General features: G+C 64.2%; 1 protein-coding gene. It reads right to left on the bottom strand.

Annotation, left to right across the window (positions count from 1 at the left end; all coding sequences use genetic code 11):
- Positions 1–215: hypothetical protein (locus OGY09_RS00955; protein ID WP_286589792.1), on the bottom strand; the 215-nt coding region annotated here is incomplete at both ends.

Here is a 215-nt window from a genome sequence, read left to right as displayed (position 1 = left end):
TAAGGCATAGCCGCCATCCGGCACAAGCGATGCCGCTCCGTAGGCCGGATAAGGCATCGCCGTCATCCGGCACAAGCGATGCCACTCCGTAGGCCGGATAAGGCGTAGCCGCCATCCGGCACAAGCGATGCTGCTCCGTAGGCCGGATAAGGCATAGCCGCCATCCGGCACAAGCGATGCCGCTCCGTAGGCCGGATAAGGCATCGCCGTCATCC

Source organism: Citrobacter sp. Cpo071 (genome assembly GCF_030332765.1).
GTDB classification, from domain to species: domain Bacteria; phylum Pseudomonadota; class Gammaproteobacteria; order Enterobacterales; family Enterobacteriaceae; genus Citrobacter; species Citrobacter portucalensis.
Note: the sequence above shows the minus strand (reverse complement) of the source record. Positions and strands in the feature narration are given on the sequence as shown.